The organism is Streptomyces venezuelae, assembly GCF_008642295.1.
In the GTDB taxonomy this organism is placed as follows: domain Bacteria; phylum Actinomycetota; class Actinomycetes; order Streptomycetales; family Streptomycetaceae; genus Streptomyces; species Streptomyces venezuelae_C.
On record NZ_CP029190.1, the window covers coordinates 4,746,400 to 4,761,793 of the forward strand.

14 protein-coding genes are annotated in these 15,394 nt (G+C 68.5%); all 14 read left to right on the forward strand.

Annotated elements, in window-relative coordinates; all coding sequences use genetic code 11:
- Positions 1-340: 340 nt before the first annotated feature.
- Positions 341-1,321, forward strand: coding sequence for an ABC transporter permease (locus DEJ50_RS21320; RefSeq protein ID WP_223838144.1), 981 nt, complete (start codon positions 341-343; stop codon positions 1,319-1,321).
- A 98-nt stretch (positions 1,322-1,419) separates the two neighbouring features.
- A complete protein-coding gene (locus DEJ50_RS21325; protein ID WP_150209549.1) occupies positions 1,420-3,222 on the forward strand; it encodes an ABC transporter substrate-binding protein in 1,803 nt (600 codons plus the stop codon).
- Between the two features lie 114 nt (positions 3,223-3,336).
- On the forward strand, positions 3,337-4,314 hold the full coding sequence (locus DEJ50_RS21330; RefSeq protein ID WP_150209550.1) for an ABC transporter permease: 978 nt from the start codon (positions 3,337-3,339) through the stop codon (positions 4,312-4,314).
- Between the two features lie 10 nt (positions 4,315-4,324).
- Positions 4,325-5,386 (forward strand): ABC transporter ATP-binding protein, encoded by a 1,062-nt coding sequence (locus tag DEJ50_RS21335; protein WP_150209551.1) that lies wholly within the window; start codon positions 4,325-4,327, stop codon positions 5,384-5,386.
- Between the two features lie 25 nt (positions 5,387-5,411).
- The gene (locus tag DEJ50_RS21340) at positions 5,412-6,530 is read left to right on the forward strand and encodes an ABC transporter ATP-binding protein (protein ID WP_150209552.1); all 1,119 of its coding nucleotides are present in this window, start codon (positions 5,412-5,414) and stop codon (positions 6,528-6,530) included.
- A gap of 107 nt (positions 6,531-6,637) precedes the next feature.
- Complete coding sequence (locus DEJ50_RS21345) at positions 6,638-7,564, forward strand: GNAT family N-acetyltransferase (RefSeq protein ID WP_150209553.1); 927 nt, start codon at positions 6,638-6,640, stop codon at positions 7,562-7,564.
- 105 nt (positions 7,565-7,669) lie between these two features.
- On the forward strand, positions 7,670-9,289 hold the full coding sequence (locus tag DEJ50_RS21350) for an ABC transporter substrate-binding protein (protein ID WP_150209554.1): 1,620 nt from the start codon (positions 7,670-7,672) through the stop codon (positions 9,287-9,289).
- A gap of 31 nt (positions 9,290-9,320) precedes the next feature.
- Positions 9,321-10,244 carry an ABC transporter permease gene (locus DEJ50_RS21355; protein WP_150209555.1) on the forward strand — a complete coding sequence of 308 codons (924 nt, stop codon included), beginning with the start codon at positions 9,321-9,323 and terminating at the stop codon, positions 10,242-10,244.
- Entirely contained in the window at positions 10,237-11,283 is a 1,047-nt protein-coding gene (locus tag DEJ50_RS21360; protein WP_150209556.1) for an ABC transporter permease, read from the forward strand. Before DEJ50_RS21355 ends, DEJ50_RS21360 begins: the two co-directional genes overlap by 8 nt.
- A gap of 12 nt (positions 11,284-11,295) precedes the next feature.
- Positions 11,296-12,279, forward strand: coding sequence for an ABC transporter ATP-binding protein (locus DEJ50_RS21365; protein ID WP_150209557.1), 984 nt, complete (start codon positions 11,296-11,298; stop codon positions 12,277-12,279).
- Complete coding sequence (locus DEJ50_RS21370; RefSeq protein WP_150209558.1) at positions 12,272-13,351, forward strand: ABC transporter ATP-binding protein; 1,080 nt, start codon at positions 12,272-12,274, stop codon at positions 13,349-13,351. Before DEJ50_RS21365 ends, DEJ50_RS21370 begins: the two co-directional genes overlap by 8 nt.
- Before the next feature lie 272 nt (positions 13,352-13,623).
- Positions 13,624-13,818 (forward strand): hypothetical protein, encoded by a 195-nt coding sequence (locus DEJ50_RS21375; protein ID WP_150209559.1) that lies wholly within the window; start codon positions 13,624-13,626, stop codon positions 13,816-13,818.
- A 22-nt stretch (positions 13,819-13,840) separates the two neighbouring features.
- Complete coding sequence (gene mshB / locus DEJ50_RS21380) at positions 13,841-14,752, forward strand: N-acetyl-1-D-myo-inositol-2-amino-2-deoxy-alpha-D-glucopyranoside deacetylase (RefSeq protein ID WP_150209560.1); 912 nt, start codon at positions 13,841-13,843, stop codon at positions 14,750-14,752.
- On the forward strand, positions 14,749-15,132 hold the full coding sequence (locus tag DEJ50_RS21385; RefSeq protein ID WP_150209561.1) for a DUF6113 family protein: 384 nt from the start codon (positions 14,749-14,751) through the stop codon (positions 15,130-15,132). Before mshB ends, DEJ50_RS21385 begins: the two co-directional genes overlap by 4 nt.
- Positions 15,133-15,394: the final 262 nt, after the last annotated feature.

Below are 15,394 nucleotides of genomic sequence, written 5' to 3' on the forward strand. Positions count from 1 at the left end.
TTTTCTGACCTGGGTCGATGTTGTGAAAACGAGACCACTTAGATGTGGTTTACGGTCAGGCCGTCCCTGAGGATGGCTCCAATGAGCTCGGGTCAATGGGTCATGCACTGTGGGGAGTGCCGACTCACGAGCACACTTGGGGTACTGGAGATCTAGCCGTCAGGGGTGTCGGCGATCCCTCTGAGTGCCCCTCACGTAGTGACAAGTGAACTCATGAGGAGGACCCCATGCGTGGTGCCAAAAGCGCCAACTGGGTCACGTGCGCGACTGTGATCGCTCTGGGGGCGACGCGATCGTGACCAGCCCTGCGCAGACTGAGGGTGCAGCAGCACCCAACGTCCTGGTCGAGGAGCCGTCCAAGGACGCCCCGAAGGCCAAGGACCCCGCCGGGCTGTCCCCTGGGCAGCTGATGTGGCGACGATTCAAGCGGGACAAGGCGGGAGTCATCTCCGCCTTCATCGTGATCTTCTTCTTCGCCGTTGCGCTGCTGGCTCCGCTGATCGCCAAGGTGTACGGGAAGGATCCGTACACCCTCTACGGTCAGAAGAACCCTGAACTCCTCGACGAGTTCAGCATGCCGACCGGTGTCTTCGGCGGCATGTCCGGGGACCACTGGTTCGGCATCGAGCCCGAGCTGGGCCGCGACGTGTTCACGCAGCTGCTCTACGGCATGCGCACGTCGATCTTCACGGCTCTGGTCGCGACGATCGTCATGGTCGCCGTGGGCGTGGTGATCGGCCTGGTCGGCGGGTACTACGGCGGAAAGACGGACTACTGGCTCGGCCGGTTCACCGACTTCCTGCTGGGTATCCCCAGCCAGCTGTTCTTCATCGCCTCGATGCCGGTGGTGGTGGCCGCCTTCGTCAACCCGGAGGAGGAGACTCCCACCTGGCTGCGTGCGACGGCGATCGTCACGGTCCTGTCGTTCCTCGGCTGGATGGGTCTGTCCCGTCTGATCCGGGCCGCGACGCTCACCCTGCGCGAGCGGGAGTTCGTCGAGGCAGCGAAGATCGCGGGCGCGTCTCCGTGGCGGATCATCCGCAAGGAGCTGCTGCCCAACCTTGTGACGCCGATTCTCGTGCAGGCAACGCTCATGCTGCCCGCCACGATTCTCTCGGTGGCCTTCCTCTCCTTCGTGGGTGTCGGCTATGTCGAGCCCACTCCGGACTGGGGCCGGATGTTCTCCATCGGCGCCGGTATTTACGAGCTGGACCCGGCGTACATGTTCTTCCCGGGTATTGCGATGGTCGTCTTCGTGGTGGCCTTCAACCTGCTCGGCGACTCGGTACGAGACGCCTTCGACCCCAAGTCCGGACGCTGACGTCACTGCAGCGGGACAGCTGCCGCCCCTACGCACAGAGCTGATCGTGCGGCAGGCAGCACAGTTGGATCACTACTGACAGATAGGTACTCATCACCATGAGCATCTTCGGCACGCGCAAGGCGCGCGCGATCGTCGTCGCTGTTGCGGCGGGCTCGCTTGCCCTCACCGCCTGCGGTGGCAACAACAACAACTCCGGTTCCAAGGACAAGGGCAAGACCAAGGACGACGCGGCCAAGCAGTCCGCCGCCGTTGTCCTCGGCGACGCCAAGGCGTCCACGGGCCCGGCCGCCCCGGTTGAGGGTGCCCGCCCCGGCGGCACCATCTCCGTTTACCAGACGGACGACTTCTCCCACCTGGACCCGGCCCAGAGCTACGTCTCCGACGCCCGTCTCCTGGGCCGGCTGCTGCACCGCGGCCTGACCCAGTACCAGGAGGACGCGAGCGGCAAGCTCACCGTCGTCGGTGACATCGCCACCGACTCCGGCAAGACCACCGATGGCGGCAAGACCTGGACCTACACGCTGAAGGACGGCGTGAAGGACCAGAACGGCAACGTCATCACCTCTGCCGACATTCGTCACACGGTCGAGCGCCTCTACACGCCGTTCGTCACCGACGGCCCGGTCTACCTCCAGAACTGGCTGTCCGGCGCCGGCACCGAGTACCGCAAGGCGCTCCCGGAGGGCCCGTACAACGGTCAGCACCTGCCGAACGACGTCCTGGAGACCCCGGACGAGAAGACCGTCATCTTCAAGTTCAAGGAGCCGCAGGTCGACCTGCCGCAGGCCCTTGCGATGACCGGTTACTCCGTGGTGCCCGCCAAGGGCGACACCAAGGAGAAGTACGACACCGCTCCGGTTGCCGTCGGCCCGTACAAGATCGCCGACTTCAAGCCCGGCAAGGAAATGAAGCTCGTCAAGAACGAGAACTGGGACCCGAAGACCGACTCGGTCCGTCACCAGTACGTCGACGGCTTCAACATCACGTTCAACCAGGACGACGAGGCGCAGACCAAGGCGATCCTGGCCGACCGTGACGACGCCAAGAACATGATCCAGATGACCGGCACGGTCGCCACGACCCAGGTCCCGAACGTCGTCAACGACGCCGCGGCCAAGGCTCGTACGATCTCCGGCTACCAGCCCTACGTCTGGCAGCTGAACTTCAACCTTGACCGGATGAAGGACAAGAGGGTCCGTGACGCCATCGCCCTGGCGATGCCGAACCAGGCCGTCTTCCAGCCCGACGGCGGTGCCTACGGCGGTGAGGTCGCGACCGGCCTGATCGCCCCGACGGTTCCGGGCTTCGAGAAGGACTACGACCCCTTCGGCAAGGCGAAGAAGCCGCAGGGTGACATCGAGGCCGCCAAGAAGCTCATCAAGGAGGCCGGCGCCGAGGGCCTGAAGCTCACGTACGCCTACGCCAACACCCCGAAGCGCCAGAAGCAGGCCGTGGTCATCGCGGACCGGCTGAAGGAAATCGGCATCGACGTCCAGAAGAAGGAAATCGACGGCGCCACCTGGTACGAGCAGGTCGGCAAGGTCAACAACGGTCTGGACCTCTACATGACCGGTTGGGGCCAGGACTGGTCCTCCGCCTCCACCGTCATCCCGCCGCTGTACGACGGCAAGCAGCTGCAGGACGGTTCTTCGGTCTACTCGCACATCAACGACCCGAAGGTCAACGACGAGATCGCTCGCATCAAGAAGATCGTCGACCCGGCCGAGGCCCAGAAGGCCTGGACCGCGCTGCACCACGACATCGTGGAGCGCATCAACCCGGCTGCTCCGCTGTACTTCACCAAGTCGCTGCAGATCCAGGGCTCGAACGTCGGTGGCGCGCGCTACTCGAACGACCTGAGCGCGATCGACATCACCCGCGTGTTCCTGAAGAGCTAACACTCTCAGGCCGAAGCCCCGGGGGCTGTGCAGACGGCGGTCTGCGCATCCCCCGGGGCGCCGGTCCTCTCCCAACGACCCCTCACGCCGCCGTCCTGAGAGCAGCGACCCGCCATGCTTCAATTCCTTCTTCGCCGGACGTTCGGCGCAGTGCTGATCCTCTTCCTGATCAGCGCATTCACCTTCTTCATGTTCTTCGCCATCCCGCAGGACCCGGCTCTGCTGGCCTGTGGCAAGAACTGCACCCCGGACGCCCTCGCGGTGATCCACAAGAACATGGGCCTCGACAAGCCCGTTCCGGTGCAGTTCTGGGACTACATCGTCGGCATCTTCGCCGGACGTGACTTCTCCGTCGGCCGATGCGACGCCCCATGCTTCGGTGTTTCCTTCAACAACCAGCAGATGATCTGGGACACCCTCCTGGACCGTCTCCCGCTGACCATCTCGCTCTCCATCGGCGGCCTGATCGTCTTCCTGATCGTCGGCCTCGGCCTCGGCATGATCGCCGCCGCCCGCAAGGGCACCTGGATCGACAAGGTCGTCACCAGCGCCTCGCTGGTCCTGTCCTCGCTCCAGATCTACTTCCTGGGCCCGGTGGTCCTCGGCATCTTCGTCTACAGCACCGGCTGGCTGGAGAAGCCCAAGTACGTGCCGTTCTCGGAGAGCTTCGGCGGCTGGTTCATGGGCCTGCTGATCCCGTGGATGGTCATGTCCGTCATCTTCACGGCCAACTACACGCGTATGGCCCGCTCGACGATGATCGAACAGCTCCAGGAGGAGCACGTCCGGGCGGCCCGTGCCAAGGGCATGAGCAACCGCTACGTCTTCTTCCGCTACGCCTGGCGCGGCTCGCTCATCCCGATCGTGACCATCCTCGGCATCGACCTCGGCGCCCTGCTCGGCGGCGCGGTGGTCACCGAGTTCACCTTCGGTCTGGCCGGCATCGGCCGTCTGGCCGTGGACTCGGTCGTGGACAAGGACCTGCCGATGACGATGGGCGTCATGGTGTTCAGCGCCGCGCTCATCCTCTTCTTCAACATCATTGTGGACGCGCTGTACGCCGTCATCGACCCGCGCGTGCGTCTGTCCTAGGAGAACGACCGTGACCACACTCACCAAGACCGAGGACGTGCCGGCTCCGACCGGGTCGGACGCCTTCCTGTCGGTGCGCGACCTGAGAGTCCGGTTCTCCACCGAGGACGGCATCGTCAAGGCGGTCGACGGCCTGTCCTTCGATCTCCAGCGCGGCCAGACCCTGGGCATCGTCGGCGAGTCGGGCTCCGGCAAGTCGGTGACCAACCTGACCATCCTGGGCCTGCACAACCGCCGTACGACCGACATCACCGGCTCCATCCGCCTCGACGGCCAGGAGCTGACCGATGCGTCGGACAAGGAGCTCGAGAAGCTCCGCGGCGACAAGATGGCCATGATCTTCCAGGACGCGCTCACCGCGCTCTCGCCGTACTACACGGTGGGCCGGCAGATCTCCGAGCCGTTCCGCAAGCACACCGGCGCGAGCAAGAAGGAGGCCCGGGCCCGGGCCATCGAGATGCTCGGCAAGGTCGGCATCCCCGACCCCAAGCGCCGGGTGGACGACTACCCGCACCAGTTCTCCGGCGGTATGCGCCAGCGCGCCATGATCGCCATGTCGCTGGTCTGCAACCCGGAGCTGCTGATCGCGGACGAGCCCACCACGGCGCTCGACGTGACCGTCCAGGCGCAGATCCTCGACCTGCTCAAGGACCTCCAGCAGGAGTTCGGCTCCGCGATCATCATGATCACCCACGACCTCGGTGTCGTCGCCAACATGGCCGACGACGTGCTCGTGATGTACGCGGGCCGGGCCGTGGAGCGCGGTACCGTCCGCGAGGTGCTCAAGGAGCCCTCGCACCCGTACACCGTGGGCCTGCTGAAGTCGATGCCGAGCCTGACCTCCGACGTCAACGAGCCGCTGACCCCGATCCCGGGTTCGCCGCCGAGCCTGCTCAACCCGCCGCCCGGCTGCGCCTTCAACGCCCGGTGCGCCCACGTGGACCTGGTGTCCGGCAGCCGGTGCACCTCCGAGCGTCCGCTGCTCGCCGACGGACGGGCGGCTGCCTGCCACCTGACGGAGGAGCAGAAGCGGCAGGCTTTCTTCCAGACCATCCAGCCCCGGCTGGGCTGACGGACCGGCGACTGAGGCTGAGACCATGAGCGAGAACATCACCACCAAGGCTGCCGAGGACACCGTCCCCGCGCAGCGGGACCGGGCCGCCGTGCCGCTGATGACCGTGGAAGGGCTGACCAAGCACTTCCCGATCATGGGCGGTTTCCCGATCAAGCGGAAGGTCGGTGCGGTCCAGGCCGTCGACGGCCTCTCCTTCGACATCGCCCCGGGCGAGAGCCTGGGCCTCGTCGGCGAGTCCGGCTGCGGCAAGTCGACCACCGGCCGGCTGCTGACCCGCCTGCTGGAGCCCACCGGCGGCAAGATCACGTACAAGGGCCAGGACATCACCCACGCCTCGCGCAAGCAGCTGGCGCCGGTGCGGTCCGAAATCCAGATGATCTTCCAGGACCCGTACGCCTCCCTCAACCCGAGGCAGACGGTCGGCACGATCATCTCCGGCCCGATGGAGATCAACGGGATCAACCCGCCCGGCGGCCGGGAGAAGCGGGTCCGCGAGCTCCTGGAGACCGTGGGCCTCAACCCGGAGCACTACAACCGCTTCCCGCACGAGTTCTCGGGCGGCCAGCGCCAGCGCATCGGCGTCGCCCGCGCGCTCGCCCTGGAGCCGAAGCTGATCATCGCGGACGAGCCCGTCTCGGCCCTCGACGTCTCCATCCAGGCGCAGGTCATCAACCTGCTCCAGAAGCTCCAGCGGGACCTCGGCATCGCGTTCGTGTTCATCGCGCACGACCTGTCGATCGTCCGGCACTTCTCCGAGCGCGTCGCGGTCATGTACCTCGGCAAGATCATGGAGATCGCCGACCGCGACTCGCTGTACAACCGGCCGCGCCACCCGTACACGCACGCACTGCTCTCCGCCGTGCCGGAGGCCGACCCGGACCAGGACCAGCGCGAGCGGATCCGCCTCTCCGGCGACGTCCCCTCGCCGATCATGCCGCCGTCCGGCTGCCGCTTCCGCACCCGCTGCTGGAAGGCGCAGGACATCTGTGCCTCCCAGGAGCCGCCGCTGGTGCAGATCGCCGGCAGCAAGGCGGGCCACCTGACGGCCTGCCACTTCCCGGAGGACCCGACCACCGAGAAGCACGGCGAGGACATCGTCCTCGACCCGGCGCTCGTCGCCCTGGAGGGCAACGAGAGCTGACCCGCCGTCCCCGGACGACACGCCGACGGGCCCCGCAGCGGAGCTGTGGGGCCCGTCGGCGTTTTATTCGGTTGTCCCGGTCCGTCCCGTCCCGCCACAGTGGACGGATGCTGACTGTCCGGCCCGCGGGGCCCGGCGACGCGGGGGACATCTGTGCCCTGCTCAACGCCATCGACACCATCGAGATCGGCCGCCCGGAGACCGACCTGCACGAGGTGGAGGCCGACCTCGGCCATCCCGACGTGGACCTCGCCACCGACTCCTGGCTCGCCCACGACGGCGGCGAGCTGGTCGCCTACGGCATGGTCTGGCCCGCCGGCGCACCCGGCCGGGTCGAGTGCGACCACTACGTACTGCCCGACCACCAGGCCGCCGGCCTGCGCCTGCTGGAGCTGATGGAGGCCCGCGCACAGGTCATGGCCGGCGGCACCCCCGGCTCGCTCCGGCTCCAGCTCAATGTGCAGCCCACCCTGGACACCGGCCTGCTGGCGGGCCACGGCTGGCAGGTCGTACGCCGCTACCAGGTGCTGGTCCGCGGCCTCGACCCGGCCGCCGACCTGCCGCCCGAGCCGCCCGCCGGGCTGACCCTGCGCCACTGCGGCACCGACGAGGCCGACCGGCGCCGTGCCCACGCCCTGATCGAGGACTCCTTCGCCGAGCACTTCGGCCATGTGCACCGCGACTACGAGGTCTGGCTGGACCACTACTCCTTCCGCAGCCTCGACTGGTCCCTGGTGTGGATCGCCTCGCTGCCCGGCGAGGGCGACGTCGGCGTGGTCCTCACCCGGGACGACCGGACCAGCATGGCCTGGCTCAGCCACATCGGCGTCGTCAAGGGCTTCCGCGGCCGGGGCATCGGCGGGCACCTGCTGCGCCACGGCTTCGCCGTCTACGCCGGCCGCGGCCGGGACACAGTGGGCCTCGGCGTGGACACCCTGAACGCCACCGGCGCCCTCGCCCTCTACGAGGCGCACGGCATGCGCACGCACTACGGGGTGAACACCTGGGAGCTCCCGCTGCACCCCCAGGAGTGACAGCCGGGTGGCGCACGGGTGCAATCGGGCCCACCTGGAGTGCAGGGCCGCCGCCATGGGGTGACATTGGCTCCCATTGGGATGCGTGAGCCAAGGAGGCACTCGATGCGCGGAGCCACCCACGCCAAGTGGGCCGCAGGTGCAGTGGCCGTCGCCCTCGCGGCGACGGCCTGCGGCGGCGGCAGCGACAGCGGAGCCGGCGCCGGGATCGTCAGTTCCTCCTGGGGCGACCCGCAGAACCCCCTGGAGCCCGCCAACACCAATGAGGTGCAGGGCGGCAAGGTGCTCGACATGCTCTTCCGGGGTCTGAAGCGGTACGACCCGAAGACCGGCGAGGCCCAGGACATGGTCGCCGAGAAGATCGAGACCACCGACAGCCAGAACTTCACCGTCACCCTCAAGGACGGCTGGACGTTCAGCAACGGAGAGGCCGTCACCGCCCAGTCCTTCGTGGACGCCTGGAACTATGCGGCCGACGTCCGGAACAAACAGAACAACGCGCCCTTCTTCTCCGACATCGTCGGCTACGACGACCTGCACCCGGCCTCCGGCGACCCCAGGACGAAGACCATGTCCGGCCTGGTGGTCAAGGACCCCAAGACCTTCACGGTCGCCCTGAAGGAGAAGTTCTCCACCTGGCCCGAGACCCTCGGCTACCAGGCCTTCTCCCCGCTGCCGAAGTCCTTCTTCACCGATCACGCCGGCTGGCTGGACAAGCCCGTCGGCAACGGCCCGTACACGGTGGAGTCGTACACCAAGGGAACCGGCATGCAGCTGCGCGCCTGGGAGGGGTACCCCGGCCCGGACAAGGCGCAGAACAGCGGGGTGGACCTCAAGGTGTACACCGACAACAACACCGCCTACACCGACCTGATCTCCGGCAACCTCGACCTGGTCGACGACGTGCCGGCGCAGCAGCTGAAGAACGTCAAGAACGACCTCGGCGACCGGTACATCAACCAGCCCGCCCTGATCATCCAGACTCTCACCTTCCCGCTGTACGTCCCGGCGTGGAACAAGCCCGGCATGGAGAAGGTCCGCCAGGGCATCTCCCGCGCCATCAACCGCGAGGAGATCACCAAGCAGATCTTCCAGGGCACCCGCAGCCCCGCCAAGGACTGGACCTCCTCCGCCCTCGGCGAGAAGGGCGGCTTCAAGGACATGTGCGGGGAGCTGTGCACCTACGACCCCGCCGCCGCCAAACAGCTCATCGAGGCGGGCGGCGGCCTGCCCGGCGGGAAGATGACTCTCACCTCGAACGTGGACACCGGCTCGCACCGCACCTGGATGGACGCCGTCTGCAACAGCATCAACAACGCGCTCGGCAGGGGCCCGGTCTGCACGGTCAACCCGATCGGGACCTTCGCGGACTTCCGCAACCAGACCACCGCCTTCAAACTGACCGGCCCGTTCCGCTCCGGCTGGCAGGGCGACTACCCGCTGATCCAGAACTTCCTGGAGCCGCTGTACTACACCGGCGCCTCCTCCAACTACGGGAAGTTCTCCGACCCGGACTTCGACCGGCTGGTCGACGAGGCCAACCGCGACTCCGACACCGCCCGGGCCATCGGCACCTTCCAGGACTCCGAGAAGATCCTCGCCGAGCAGATGCCCTCGATCCCGCTCTGGTACCAGAACGGCAGCGCCGGCTACGCGGAGCGGCTCTCGAACGTCGAGCTGAACCAGTTCAGCGTCCCCGTCTACGACCGGATCAAGGTCAACTGAGCGCTCTCCCCCCGCACACCCCGGAGCATTCATGGGACGTTATGTGATCCGGCGGCTGCTCCAGATGATCCCGGTGTTCATCGGCAGCACCTTCCTGATCTTCTTCATGGTGTACGCGCTGGGCGACCCGGTGGCGGCGCTCTTCGGGGACAAGGCCCCCGACCCCGCCACCGCGGCGCGCATCCGCAAGGACCTCTACCTCGATCAGCCCCTCTGGAAGCAGTACCTCCACTACATGGGGCAGATCTTCCAGGGCGACTTCGGCACCGCCTTCAACGGGCAGTCGGTCACCGAGCTGATGGCCTCCGCCTTCCCGGTCACCCTCCGGCTGACCTGCGTGGCCATCGTGATCGAGATCGTCGTCGGCATCACCCTCGGGGTGATCAGCGGACTGCGCCGCGGCAAGGCCATCGACAGCAGCGTGCTGGTCCTCACCCTGGTGGTGATCTCGGTCCCCACCTTCGTCACCGGCTACCTGCTCCAGTACCTCTTCGGCGTGCAGTGGGGCTGGGTCCGGCCCACCGTCTCCGCGGACGCCCCCTTGAGCGAACTGATCCTGCCCGGCATCGTCCTCGCCCTGGTCTCCCTCGCCTACGTCACCCGGCTCTCCCGCACCTCCATCGCCGAGAACGCCAAGGCCGACTACGTCCGCACCGCCGTCGCCAAAGGACTGCCGCGCCGCCGCGTCGTCACCCGGCACCTGCTCCGGAACTCGCTGATCCCGGTGGTCACCTTCATCGGCACCGACATCGGCGCCCTGATGGGCGGGGCCATCGTCACCGAGCGCATCTTCAACATCCACGGCGTCGGCTACCAGCTCTACCAGGGCATCCTCCGCAACAACGCCCCCACCGTCGTCGGCTTCGTGACCATCCTCGTCATCGTCTTCCTGCTGGCCAACCTGCTCGTCGACCTGCTCTACGCGGTCCTGGACCCGAGGATCCGGTATGCCTGAGCCCGAGCACCCCGAAGGCCCCGGCTACGATCCGGTGGGCCCCCGCCCCCGCGAGGCCGTCGCACCCACCGGAGCGGGCGGGCCCATGGACCTCGCACTGGACGAGGCCGAGAGCCTGGAGCGGACCCCGGGAGCGGCCCGGCGGAACGGACGGCTGCGCACCGCCGCAGGGCGGGTCGGCCGCCCCCAGGACAAGGCCCGCTCGCTCTGGTCCGACGCCTGGCACCAGCTCCGCCGGAACCCGGTCTTCGTCATCTCCGCCCTGCTGATCCTGTTCCTGGTCTTCATCTCGATCTGGCCGCAGGCCATCGCCTCCGGCGACCCCCTCCAGTGCGACCTGTCCAAATCACAGCAGGGCTCCGCCCCCGGCCACCCCTTCGGCTACGACACCCAGGGCTGCGACGTCTACACCCGCACCGTCTACGGCGCCCGCGCCTCCATCACCGTGGGCATCTGCGCCACCGTCGGCGCCGCCCTGCTCGGCTCCCTGCTCGGCGGCCTGGCCGGCTTCTTCGGCAGTTGGAGCGATGCCCTGCTCTCCCGGGTCGCCGACATCTTCTTCGGCATCCCCGTCGTCCTCGGCGGCCTGGTCTTCCTGTCCGTGGTCACCAGCACCACCGTCTGGCCGGTGGTCGGCTTCATCGTGCTGCTCGGCTGGCCCCAGATCGCCCGTATCGCCCGCGGCTCCGTCATCACCGCCAAACAGAACGACTACGTGCAGGCCGCCCGGGCCCTCGGCGCCGGCAACGGCCGGATGCTGCTGCGGCACGTCGCCCCCAACGCCGTCGCCCCGGTCATCGTGGTCGCCACCATCGCCCTGGGCACGTACATCGCCCTGGAAGCCACCCTGTCCTTCCTCGGCGTGGGCCTGCGCCCGCCCACCGTCTCCTGGGGCATCGACATCTCCAACGCCGCCCCGCAGATCCGCAACGCCCCGCACATGCTGCTCTGGCCCGCCGGAGCGCTCAGTGTGACCGTGCTGGCGTTCATCATGCTCGGCGACGCGGTGCGCGACGCCCTCGACCCCAAGCTGCGCTGAGGAGCCCCGCACATGCTGCTCGAAGTCCGCGACCTCCAGGTGGAATTCACCACGCGGGACGGGGTCGCCAAGGCCGTCAACGGGGTCGACTACGCGGTGGACGCCGGCGAGACCCTGGCCGTGCTCGGCGAATCGGGCTCCGGCAAATCGGTCACCGCACAGGCCGTGATGGGCATCCTGGACAGCCCGCCCGGCCGGATCACCGGCGGCGAGATCCTCTTCAAGGGCCAGAACCTGCTCAAGCTCAAGGATGAGGAACGCCGGAAGATCCGCGGCGCCGAAATGGCGATGATCTTCCAGGACGCCCTGTCCTCCCTCAACCCGGTGCTCTCGGTGGGCAAACAGCTCGGTGAGATGTTCGAGGTCCACCGCGGCACCTCCCGCAGGGACGCCAGGCTCAAGGCCGTGGAACTGATGGACCGGGTCGGCATCCCGGCTGCGAAACAGCGGGTCGGCGACTACCCCCACCAGTTCTCCGGGGGCATGCGCCAACGCATCATGATTGCGATGGCGCTGGCCCTGGAACCCTCGCTGATCATCGCCGACGAGCCCACCACCGCCCTCGACGTCACCGTCCAGGCCCAGGTCATGGACCTGCTCGCCGAGCTCCAGCGGGAACTCCGGATGGGCCTGATCCTGATCACCCACGACCTCGGGGTGGTCGCCGACGTGGCCGACCGGATCGCCGTCATGTACGCCGGCCGGATCGTCGAATCGGCCCCCGTCCACCAGATCTACGCCGCCCCGGCCCACCCGTACACCCGCGGCCTGCTCGACTCCATCCCGCGCCTGGACCAGAAGGGCCAGGAGCTCTACGCGATCAAGGGACTGCCGCCCAACCTGCTGGCCATCCCGCCCGGCTGCGCCTTCAACCCGCGCTGCCCGATGGCCCGCGACCGCTGCCGTACAGACCTCCCGCCGCTGTACCCGGTCACCGAGTCCCCGGTGCCCAGGTCGAGCGCCTGCCACTTCTGGAAGGAGTGCCTCCATGCCTGAGACCGAAGCCATCCTGGAAGTCCGCGGCCTGGTCAAGCACTACCCGCTCACCCGGGGCGTCCTCTTCAAGAAGCACGTCGGCGCGGTCAAGGCGGTCGACGGGGTCGACTTCACCCTCGGCGCCGGCGAAACCCTGGGCATCGTCGGCGAATCCGGCTGCGGCAAGTCCACCGTCGCCAGGATGCTGGTCCACCTGGAACGCCCGACCGCGGGCTCGATCGCGTACAAGGGCGAGGACGTCACCCGGCTGTCCGGCAAGGCCCTGCGCGCCGTCCGCCGGAACATCCAGATGGTCTTCCAGGACCCGTACACCTCCCTGAACCCCCGGATGACGGTCGGCGACATCATCGGCGAGCCGTACGAGATCCACCCCGAGGCGGCCCCCAAGGGCGACCGGCGCCGGAAGGTGCAGGAACTCCTCGACGTGGTCGGCCTCAACCCGGAGTACATCAACCGCTATCCGCACCAGTTCTCCGGAGGCCAGCGGCAGCGCATCGGCATCGCCCGGGGCCTCGCCCTCCGGCCCGAGATCATCGTCGCCGACGAGCCGGTCTCCGCCCTGGACGTCTCCGTCCAGGCCCAGGTGGTCAACCTGCTGGAACGCCTGCAGTCCGAGTTCCGGCTCTCCTACGTGTTCATCGCGCACGACCTCTCGATCGTCCGTCACATCTCCGACCGGGTCGGGGTGATGTACCTCGGGCGGATCGTGGAGCTCGGCACCGACACCGAGATCTACGCCCACCCCACCCACCCCTACACCCAGGCGCTGCTCTCGGCCGTTCCGGTCCCCGACCCTCAGGCGCGCGCCCGCCGGGAGCGGATCATCCTCTCCGGGGACGTCCCCTCCCCGGCCCATCCGCCCTCCGGCTGCCGCTTCCGCACCCGCTGCTGGAAGGCGCAGCCCCGCTGTGCGGCCGAGGTCCCGCTGCTGGCCGTCCCCGAGGCCTTCCGCGACACCGGCGGCCCGGCCGCGCATGCCTCCGCCTGCCATTTCGCGGCGGAGAAGCAGGTGGTCCCGCCGGAGGGCGGGGCTCCGCCACCGTCTGCCGGGCCGGGACCCGAACTTCGTTAACACGGGGGCAACTTGACAGTATCGGTGCCGATACGTGCCCCGGGGACGCTGACCCGGTACGGTCCGTGCGGGTGCCGTAAAACCGGTCGGGGAGGGCGCGAGTCATCCCCGGCCGGTGCCCGCGTGCTCCGCCGCATGCGCGGCGTGCGCCCCTCGTGCTGCCGGAATTCGATCGATGCGCTGGCACGGATAGTTATGATCCGTAGCGCGCGGTGGGTATGACTCCGTCGTGTGCACTTACCTGTGTCCGTCCGACGTGGAGGTGAACCGCCGTGGCACTCTCGATCTCGGCCGTGGTGCTGCTGGCAGTCGTCGTCTTCCTGCTGGTCCGCAAGTCGGGACTCAAGCCGGGACACGCTGTGGTCTGCACGCTGCTCGGCTTCTATCTGGCGAGCTCGTCGATGGCTCCGACCCTGGACCAGCTCACCACCAACGTGGCCGGCATGATCAGCGGACTGAAGCTGTGAGGACACCCCCTACGCTGGGCGTATGAACGGTCTTCCCGCCCGTCGTCTGCTCCTGGTGCACGCGCACCCGGACGACGAGTCGATCAACAACGGCGTCACCATGGCCAAGTACGCGGCCGAGGGTGCCCATGTCGCCCTGGTGACCTGCACGCTCGGCGAGGAGGGCGAGGTCATTCCGCCCGAGCTCGCCCATCTGGCGGCCGGTCAGGAGGACACGCTGGGCCGCCACCGGGTGGGCGAGCTCGCCGCGGCGATGGCCGAGCTCGGGGTGTCCGACCACGGCTTCCTCGGCGGGCCCGGCCGCTACCGCGACTCCGGGATGATGGGCGTGGAGCAGAACCACCGTCCGGGCGCCTTCTGGTCCGCCGACCTCGACGAGGCCGCCGGGTACCTCGTGGAGGTGATCCGGCGGATCCGTCCGCAGGTCCTGGTGACATACGACCCGAACGGCGGATACGGCCACCCCGACCACATCCAGGCCCACCGGGTGGCCATGCGCGCCGCCGTGCTGGCCGCGGAGCCGGAGTTCCGGCCCGGACTCGGCGCGCCGCACACCATCGGGAAGATCTACTGGAACCGGGTGCCGCGCTCGGTGGTCGAGGAGGGCTTCGCCAAGCTCCACGCCGCCGGTGCCGCCTCGCCGTTCCCCGGCATCGCCACCCCCGAGGACGTGCCCGGGGTGGTCGAGGACGCCCGGATCACCGCGGAGATCTCCGACGACCGCGACGGCGCGTACGAGGCGGCCAAGGCGGCGGCGATGCGCGCCCATGCCACCCAGATCGCCGTCGACGGCCCGTTCTTCGCCCTCTCCAACGACCTGGCGCAGCCACTCTTCGAGCGCGAGTACTACGAGTTGGTCCAGGGCCGCTCCGGAGCCCCGGCCGGCGAGCGCGAACGCGACCTGTTCGCCGGGGTCGAGGAGGCGGCACGATGACCGGCACCTTCACCCCCGGCCGGATCGCCGCCCTGCTGGCCCTCGTGGTGGCCGGCGCGGTCACCGGTGCGGCCGGCTGGCTGGTGGTCGACCTGTGGTTCCCCGGCGGCCTGCTGCTCGCCCTGCTGGCCCTGTTCGGGGTCTTCCTGGGGGGCCGGCTGGCCCTCGGCGGGGGCCTCGGCGTCGGTGCGGCGGCCACCGGCTGGTTCCTCGCCTATGTGGTGCTCAGTGTCCCGCGCCCGGAAGGCGACTTCCTGCTCAGCTCGGCCGGAATCGGTATGTATGCCTACCTTTTGGGTGGGGCGGTGGCCGCTGTGATCTGCGCCACGATGCGGGGACCGGTGGAGGGGCCGGTTTCGGCCGCCCGGCCCGGCAAGTGACGTGCCGTTCGGGGCAGTCGTATGAGGTGCGCCGGAGCGTGTGAACCGCCCCGGTGCGCCCCTCCCGCAACCCGGCGGACAACCCTGCCGGGTCCGCCCGTAGGTTGCGGCGCGGCGGCGGCCAGTATGGTGGACGGGCCGCCGAGCTGCCCGCGCACGGTATGACGGGCGGCGGAGCCAACCGGGAGAACCTGCCTTGAGCCGTGAAACTGACAGTTCGTCCTCCGGGCCCCACGGGTCCGGTGGAGCCGCATACCCGTCG

What these genes read in the sequence shown, in the direction of transcription:
- DEJ50_RS21325 (WP_150209549.1), top strand. Translation starts at nt 1,420, where the DNA reads ATGAGCATCTTCGGCACGCGCAAGGCGCGCGCGATCGTCGTCGCTGTT.
- DEJ50_RS21330 (WP_150209550.1), top strand. Translation starts at nt 3,337, where the DNA reads ATGCTTCAATTCCTTCTTCGCCGGACGTTCGGCGCAGTGCTGATCCTC.
- DEJ50_RS21340 (WP_150209552.1), top strand. Translation starts at nt 5,412, where the DNA reads ATGAGCGAGAACATCACCACCAAGGCTGCCGAGGACACCGTCCCCGCG.
- DEJ50_RS21345 (WP_150209553.1), top strand. Translation starts at nt 6,638, where the DNA reads ATGCTGACTGTCCGGCCCGCGGGGCCCGGCGACGCGGGGGACATCTGT.
- DEJ50_RS21350 (WP_150209554.1), top strand. Translation starts at nt 7,670, where the DNA reads ATGCGCGGAGCCACCCACGCCAAGTGGGCCGCAGGTGCAGTGGCCGTC.
- DEJ50_RS21355 (WP_150209555.1), top strand. Translation starts at nt 9,321, where the DNA reads ATGGGACGTTATGTGATCCGGCGGCTGCTCCAGATGATCCCGGTGTTC.
- DEJ50_RS21360 (WP_150209556.1), top strand. Translation starts at nt 10,237, where the DNA reads ATGCCTGAGCCCGAGCACCCCGAAGGCCCCGGCTACGATCCGGTGGGC.
- DEJ50_RS21365 (WP_150209557.1), top strand. Translation starts at nt 11,296, where the DNA reads ATGCTGCTCGAAGTCCGCGACCTCCAGGTGGAATTCACCACGCGGGAC.
- DEJ50_RS21370 (WP_150209558.1), top strand. Translation starts at nt 12,272, where the DNA reads ATGCCTGAGACCGAAGCCATCCTGGAAGTCCGCGGCCTGGTCAAGCAC.
- mshB (WP_150209560.1), top strand. Translation starts at nt 13,841, where the DNA reads ATGAACGGTCTTCCCGCCCGTCGTCTGCTCCTGGTGCACGCGCACCCG.
- DEJ50_RS21385 (WP_150209561.1), top strand. Translation starts at nt 14,749, where the DNA reads ATGACCGGCACCTTCACCCCCGGCCGGATCGCCGCCCTGCTGGCCCTC.